The sequence below is a fragment of the Flavobacterium sp. genome (assembly GCF_040382755.1).
GTDB lineage: Bacteria > Bacteroidota > Bacteroidia > Flavobacteriales > Flavobacteriaceae > Flavobacterium.
Genome location: NZ_JBEIET010000104.1, coordinates 1 through 7,246, shown reverse-complemented (window position 1 = coordinate 7,246; position 7,246 = coordinate 1). Strand labels below are relative to the sequence as shown.

Here is a 7,246-nt window from a genome sequence, read left to right as displayed (position 1 = left end):
GATGGCCAATCCTAATCCCATACCAGAATTTTTTGTTGTGAATTTTGGTTCGAAAATATACGCTTGGTTTTCAAACGAAATTCCAATTCCGTTATCCGAAACCTTCAAAATAAAATTAGTATCTTCTTTTAAAATTTCAACTACTACGGATTTAAATTTTTGATTTTCAGGTATAGATTGAATGGCGTTTTTTACCAAATTCGTTACAATTCTTGTCAATTGTGTTCTATCAAATGAAGTGTAAATTTCTTTTTCCGAACTTATAAAATCAACATAATCTTCATTAAAAATTTCGAGCGCTGTTTTACAAACCTGAACAATATTTAAGCGTTCGTTTTGTTGTGTGGGCATATTGGCAAAATTTGAAAACGCACTTGCTACAGTGCTCATTGTATCAATTTGCTGAATTAGTATATCTGAAAAATCTTCAAGTTTCTGACTTATTTCTGGGTCATTCGGATCAAATTTTCTTTGAAAACTTTGTATGGTTAATCGCATTGGCGTAAGCGGATTTTTAATCTCGTGAGCCACTTGTTTTGCCATTTCACGCCAAGCGTGTTCACGTTCGCTTTGAGCTAATTTTTGTGCGCTTTCTTCTAAGGTATCAACCATATTATTATAGGCCAAAATTAGTCCATTAATTTCTTGATTTCCAGGTTGAAGTTTAAGTTTTTGGTTGCGTTCATTTAACTGTGTAATCCCTAATTTTTCTGAAATTTGAGAAATCGATTTGGTAATATTACTGGATAATAAATAGGATATTAAAATAGAAATAATAAACATAATTATAAATACTTGCGCATATCGAGTTAGGAAGTTTTCCGCTTCTTGATTATAAAAATCACTATTCTCTTCATACGGAATATTTAAAATAGCAAGATTTTTAAAATCGGCATCTTTAATATAACTATAAGACGATTTTAAGTATGTTTCGTTTTCTTTAACTTTTGTTATTACAATTCGTTTTTCTGAGGAAATTTTTAAGCTTTTAAGAATTTCAGCATTAATTTTCGGTTTTTTGTTATTCTTAATATCAGATTTAGATGATAATAGTAATTTACCATTTAAATCAAAAAAGTTTATTTCTAAACTATGAATGTCAGATAATTCAAGAATTCTACCCTTAAAAATACTTGGTATATTATTGGTAGTAAGTGGAAATTTTGAAGTTTGTAAAATGTATTCTATATGCTCTTTTATCGCATTTTCTTTTCGAGACAAACGTTCTTCGTGGTATTCTTTAGCTTCGTACCGAAAATGAATTAGTGACACTACAGTAATTAGTATTGTTGAAAATGTTGTAATAAACAACATCGACAAAAATATTCTTCGTCGTAACGAAAGTGTATGTATTTTTAAAAATTTAATCACTTTTTTTATCTCTTATTCTTTTATAGAATTTAAAACCAAGCATAATAATCACTGAAAACAAAATAATTCCAATTACACCATAAATCCAGTTGATTGCATTTTTTAAAATTACTAAAAAAACTACAGCAAACAAAATTATGGTCGCGCCTTCGTTCCATAATCGCATAAAGTTTGAGGTATATTTTACGGTATCATTTTGTAATTCGGTATAAATTTTTTGACATTTAAAATGATAGATAAATAACAAAACTACAAATCCTAATTTCACTTGCATCCAAGGCATTTCCATAAAAGCAGGATTTAAATGCAACAACGACAATGCAAAAATTGTTGCCAAAACCGCACTTGGCCAGGTAATTATATACCACAAACGATAGGTCATTATTTTGTACTGCTTTTGTAAAATTTCTTTTTCTGGCGAAGGCATTTCGTTTGCTTCAATTTGATATACAAACAAACGAACAATGTAAAACAATCCTGCAAACCAAGTGATTACAAAAATTAAATGTAAGGATTTTAGGTATTCGTACATAAAATAAACTATTTACTAATCGCTATTTACTATTTTTAAATTCTTCAATCCAATCAGCCACAACACCACACCATTCATCTTCGTCATTCATACACGGAATGGCCATAAATTCTTCACCACCGTGATGTAAAAATTGTTCGTTGGCTTCCATAGCAATTTCCTCCAATGTTTCTAAACAATCGGCCACAAAAGCTGGCGTTACAACGGCTAATTTCTTAATTCCTTTTTTTGGCATTTTATTTACTTCTACATCGGTGTATGGCGTTAACCATTTATCACCTGCTAAACGAGATTGAAACGTTTGGCTGTATTTACCTTCTGGAATGCCCAATGTTTTCACCACTTGTTTTGTAGTTTCATAACATTGATGTCTGTAACAAAATTCGTGTGCTGGCGAAGGCGAATTGCAACAAGAACCATCAATTTTACAATGCGATTTGGTAATGTCGGTTTTACGAATATGACGTTTCGGAATTCCGTGATATGAAAACAATAAATGATCGTAGTCAAAACCTTCCAAATGCTTTTTTATCGAATTGGATAATGCTTCAATGTACCCAGGTTTGTTATAAAACGCTGGAACGGTTGTAAATTTCATATTTGGAAAATGCTTAGCGCGAAGCTCTTCTGCCAATACCAAAATAGTAGTGGTTGAAGCCATAGCGTGTTGCGGATACAAAGGAAAAAGCATCACTTCTGTTACGCCTTTGTCGTGTAATTCTTGCAATCCTTTTAAAATAGTAATGGTTCCATAACGCATAGCTAAAGCAACCGGAATGTCAACCAACCCTTTTACTTTTTCGTGCATTTTTTTGGAAATCACAATTAATGGAGAACCTTCATCAGTCCAAATTCTTGCATAGGCTTCCGCAGATTTTTTTGGGCGTGTTTGTAAAATAATTCCTCTTACCAATAAAGCGCGTAATAAAAACGGAACGTCAATTACGTATTTATCCATTAAAAATTCATCTAAATACGGCTTAACATCTTTAGCAGTAGGGCTTTCTGGTGAACCAAGATTTACTAATAATACTCCTTTCATAATATGTTTTTTATGCTTTTATAAATTAACGTTTAAGTTTAATAGGTATTTTTTTGGCGTTGTGCCAAATTTCTTTTTAAATGCAGCAATAAAGTGACTTGAGGTGCTGTAACCAATTTTCAATCCTACTTCATTTACATTATACGAGCCAGTATCTAAGAGTTTTCTTGCGAATTCCATTTTATAATCGAATAAAAAATTAAAAACTGTATCGCCATAAATTTCTTTAAAACCCGCTTTTAATTTTTTTAATGAAATCCCAACTTCATCAGCCAATTCTTGTAAACCTGGCGGTTCTGCCATATTTTTAATGATGATTTCTTTTGCTTTTTTAATTTTTAGTACATTTTCTTCGTCTGATAAAAACGGACAATGTTCTGCGTTTGGATCTTCATTCGTATTAAAAAACAAACTTAACAATTCGTAACTTTTTCCTTTTAAATACAAGGTTTTTATTGATGAATTTTGGTTGTAATGAAAAATTTGATTCAAAACAATTGCCATTGATGGGCTGATGCTTTCTTCGGTGTAATATTTTTTTTCTAAATTATCTTTGCTCAAAAATGGAATCATTTCTGAATCTGATGAAAATAAAGTGTGAAATTTTTTTATGGAAATTAAAATAGAAATAATCCAACTTTTAGGAGCAATTTCTAAATGAAGCGGCAATTCTTTTTGCGGATTGTAAAGCAATAGCGCTTTTTCTTCATTCAAATCTAATGTGTAAGAATTATTATTAAAAATAAATTTTCCCTTTCCTTTTACATTAAAATGAAATTGAATTAAACCTGTACCTACTTGTTTTTCAGACGTTTCGGTAGTGTCAGAATCGTTTTGAAATCGTAATAACGTAAAATCGGTATCAATTTTAATTTCTTCAAATGAACTCATAGCGTTATTTTTTTATGAATTGTTTAACAAAAAACAAGCTTGTTATTTATAATTAATCTAAACAAAGCAGTTGTTTGGTGCTGAATTTGTTACAAAGTTAGTAGTTTATATCAAAATAAGTGCAATTTATTTAAAAAAATCGAATTCCGATATAAAAAGTACTTTCAGCGTTGTTTTTGTACAGATGGAAACAATAATTTTGTGCATCTTTAAGAGATAAAGCAATTTATGGACAATCATTCGCCTGCAAAACAAACTACTTTCTACGCTATCGGACTAAGCTACAAAAAAGCGGACGCCGAAATTAGAGGTAAATTTAGTTTAGACGCTACTGCCAAAACCAATCTTTTGAAACAGGCAAAATCTAACGGAATTGAAAGTCTGATTGTTACTTCCACTTGTAACCGTACTGAAATTTACGGTTTTGCACAGCATCCATTTCAATTGATTCATTTATTGTGCGAAAACAGTTCTGGAACGGTTGAAGAGTTTCAAAAATACGCTTATGTCTACAAACAAAAGGAAGCTTTAAACCATATGTTTAGAGTGGGAACGGGTTTGGATAGTCAAATTTTAGGCGATTTTGAAATCATTGCCCAATTGAAAAACGCATTTGTAGAAAGTAAAAAACATAATTTAGCAAATCCGTATTTAGAAAGATTAGTAAATTCGGTTATTCAAGCGAGTAAGAAAGTTAAAAACGAAACTGAAATTTCAAGCGGCGCTACTTCTGTTTCTTTTGCGGCAGTGCAATATATTTTTAAGAATGTAGAAGCCATTTCTAATAAAAATATTTTACTTTTCGGAACAGGAAAAATCGGAAGAAATACTTGTGAAAATTTGGTAAAACATTCCAAACACGATCAAATTACGCTGATTAATAGAACCAAGGATAAGGCAGAAAAATTAGCCAAAAAACTAAACCTTGTTGTTAAAGATTATTCCGATTTACAAATAGAATTACAAAAGGCAGATGTGGTTGTTGTAGCCACTGGCGCTCAGAATCCAACAGTAGATTTGGATATTTTAAATCTGAAAAAACCTTTGTTGATTTTAGATTTATCTATACCTAAAAATGTAAACGAAAACGTAAAGCACAACCCTTTGGTTACTTTAGTGCATATGGATCATTTGTCGGAAATTACCGATGAAACTTTAGAAAACAGAAAACAATTTATACCGGCTGCCGAAGAAATTATTAGTGAAGTTTTAACTGAATTTTTAACTTGGTCAAAAGGAAGAAAATATGCACCAACGATACACGCTTTAAAAGCCAAATTAAACGCCATTAAAGAATCTGAAATCAATCATTTAAAAAAGAAAAATGCCGATTTCAATGAAGAATATACCGAAATTGTTACCGCAAAATTAATTCAAAAAATAACCAGTCATTTTGCCAATCACTTAAAAGATGACAACACGGTTGTAGATGAAAGTGTAGAGTGGATTAACAAGGTTTTTCAAATAGAAAACCAAAAGCATTAAATATTTAAATGTTTTAAAAAATAAAATAGTGAGTAAAACCATACGAATAGGAACACGCGATAGCGAACTCGCACTTTGGCAAGCCAAAACCGTTGAAAAACAGTTGAACGATTTGGACTTTAAAACGGAAATTATCGCCGTAAAATCCGATGGAGACATTGTTTTAGACAAACCATTATACGAATTAGGAATTACCGGAATTTTTACAAAAACCTTAGATGTAGCAATGATTCAAGGCAAAATTGACATTGCAGTACATTCTATGAAAGATGTCCCAACATTATTGCCTAACGGAATTGTCCAAGGTGCCGTTTTGGAAAGAGCTTCAGCATTTGATATTTTGGTTTATAAAGAAAATTTAGATTTTTTAACCGAAGATAATAGCGTCATTGCAAGCAGTAGTTTACGAAGAAAAGCAAGTTGGTTACACAAATACCCAACGCATACGATAGAAGATATTCGTGGTAATGTAAATACACGCTTGCAAAAAGTAGCTGATTCAAATTGGGGCGGCGCTATTTTTGCAGAAGCTGGTTTGGAACGCATCAACTTAAAACCAGAAAAGGCAATTGTTTTAGATTGGATGATTCCTGCACCCGCTCAAGGCGCTATGGTTGTGGTGTGTAATGCAGATGATTTCTTTTCTTTAGATGCCGTTTCGCAATTAAATCATATTGAAACAGAAATTTGTACCTATATAGAACGTCAGTTTTTAAGAACGTTAGAAGGAGGTTGTACAGCACCAATTGGAGCAATTGCTGCGTATAATGAGAAAGAAGATGTGATTGATTTTACAGGTGTTTTATTATCAATAGACGGAAAACAAAAATTACAAGTTACTAAAACCGTAGCTGTTTCGGAATGGAAAAAATTAGGTTTTCATAGCGCTCAAGAAATTTTGAGTAACGGTGGTATTCAATTGATGTCAGAAATTAAAGAAAATTTAAAATAATTATGACAAATCCAACCACAATACTTTCTACAAAAACACTATCACCAATTCAAAAACAAGAATTAGTTAAAGCAACTCTTCAAGTTATTGAAGCAGATTTTATTAAAACAGAAAACGCTTCTTTCGAAATAAAAAATCTGAATAAAAACTTAATTTTTACGAGTCAAAACGCAGTTTTAAGTATTTTGCAACATCCAAAAATTGATGAATTAAAGCAAAAAAACGTTTTTTGTGTCGGATTAAAAACCAAAGAATTATTAAACGAAAATGGTTTTACAGTAGAAGCCTACACAGGTTATGCAGAAGATTTAGCGGAAATTATTACGTTAGTTTATTCCGATGAAAGTTTTACTTTTTTTAGTGGCAATCTTCGTAAAGTTACGTTACCAGAAATGTTAACCGAAAACGAAATTAAGTTCAATGAAATTAAAGTGTACGACACAATTTTAACACCTCATAAAATTTCAGATAAAGTAGACGGAATTTTGTTTTTCAGCCCTTCTGCCGTAACCAGTTATTTGAAAAAAAACACACTTGTCAACGAAAAATTGTTTTGTATTGGAAATACAACAGCAGATGCTTTAAGAGCAGTGTTGTCTGAAACTAAAATTAAAAATATAAAAATAGTGTATCAACCAAGTGTTGAAAACGTAATTGAACAAGTTATAGAATATTACATATAATATAACCTGACAGGTTTTTGAAACCTGTTAGGTTTAATACAAACAAAATGATAAAAAACGATTTATTCCTACGTGCCTTAAATAACGAAAAAGTAGAACGCCCTCCGGTTTGGATGATGCGTCAAGCGGGAAGATATTTACCTGAATTTAGAGCTTTGCGTGACAAATACGATTTTTTTACCCGTTGTGAAACTCCAGAGTTAGCAGCTGAAATCACCGTGCAACCGATTCGTATTGTGAAACCAGATGCTGCGATTTTGTTTTCAGATATTTTGGTCGTGCCAAGAGCG

General features: G+C 31.5%; 8 protein-coding genes. 4 read left to right on the top strand and 4 right to left on the bottom strand.

Annotated elements, in window-relative coordinates; genetic code table 11:
• From ABWO04_RS08930 to ABWO04_RS08915, 4 genes are all read right to left on the bottom strand, one after another.
• On the bottom strand, positions 1 to 1,371 hold a 1,371-nt coding region (locus ABWO04_RS08930; RefSeq protein ID WP_353079281.1), incomplete at its 3' end, for a sensor histidine kinase.
• Positions 1,364 to 1,903: a CopD family protein gene (locus ABWO04_RS08925; protein WP_353079279.1), complete on the bottom strand. Its 540-nt coding sequence runs from the start codon at positions 1,901 to 1,903 to the stop codon at positions 1,364 to 1,366. The genes ABWO04_RS08925 and ABWO04_RS08930, both read right to left, overlap by 8 nt.
• A 22-nt stretch (positions 1,904 to 1,925) precedes the next feature.
• Positions 1,926 to 2,945 (bottom strand): ferrochelatase, encoded by a 1,020-nt coding sequence (gene hemH, locus ABWO04_RS08920; RefSeq protein WP_353079277.1) that lies wholly within the window; start codon positions 2,943 to 2,945, stop codon positions 1,926 to 1,928.
• Between the two features lie 18 nt (positions 2,946 to 2,963).
• Complete coding sequence (locus tag ABWO04_RS08915; protein ID WP_353079275.1) at positions 2,964 to 3,836, bottom strand: helix-turn-helix transcriptional regulator; 873 nt, start codon at positions 3,834 to 3,836, stop codon at positions 2,964 to 2,966.
• A gap of 228 nt (positions 3,837 to 4,064) precedes the next feature.
• Between ABWO04_RS08915 and hemA the strand changes: the two genes are divergently transcribed.
• From hemA to ABWO04_RS08895, 4 genes are all read left to right on the top strand, one after another.
• On the top strand, positions 4,065 to 5,321 hold the full coding sequence (gene hemA, locus ABWO04_RS08910) for a glutamyl-tRNA reductase (protein ID WP_353079273.1): 1,257 nt from the start codon (positions 4,065 to 4,067) through the stop codon (positions 5,319 to 5,321).
• 25 nt (positions 5,322 to 5,346) lie between these two features.
• Positions 5,347 to 6,273 carry a hydroxymethylbilane synthase gene (hemC, locus tag ABWO04_RS08905; protein ID WP_353079283.1) on the top strand — a complete coding sequence of 309 codons (927 nt, stop codon included), beginning with the start codon at positions 5,347 to 5,349 and terminating at the stop codon, positions 6,271 to 6,273.
• Between the two features lie 2 nt (positions 6,274 to 6,275).
• On the top strand, positions 6,276 to 6,956 hold the full coding sequence (locus ABWO04_RS08900; protein ID WP_353079271.1) for a uroporphyrinogen-III synthase: 681 nt from the start codon (positions 6,276 to 6,278) through the stop codon (positions 6,954 to 6,956).
• A 47-nt stretch (positions 6,957 to 7,003) separates the two neighbouring features.
• On the top strand, positions 7,004 to 7,246 hold a 243-nt coding region (locus ABWO04_RS08895), incomplete at its 3' end, for a uroporphyrinogen decarboxylase family protein (RefSeq protein ID WP_353079269.1).

Bases quoted from the DNA above. Each gene is read 5' to 3' on its own strand.
- hemH (WP_353079277.1), bottom strand. From the start codon at position 2,945: ATGAAAGGAGTATTATTAGTAAATCTTGGTTCACCAGAAAGCCCTACT.
- ABWO04_RS08900 (WP_353079271.1), top strand. From the start codon at position 6,276: ATGACAAATCCAACCACAATACTTTCTACAAAAACACTATCACCAATT.
- ABWO04_RS08915 (WP_353079275.1), bottom strand. From the start codon at position 3,836: ATGAGTTCATTTGAAGAAATTAAAATTGATACCGATTTTACGTTATTA.
- hemA (WP_353079273.1), top strand. From the start codon at position 4,065: ATGGACAATCATTCGCCTGCAAAACAAACTACTTTCTACGCTATCGGA.
- ABWO04_RS08925 (WP_353079279.1), bottom strand. From the start codon at position 1,903: ATGTACGAATACCTAAAATCCTTACATTTAATTTTTGTAATCACTTGG.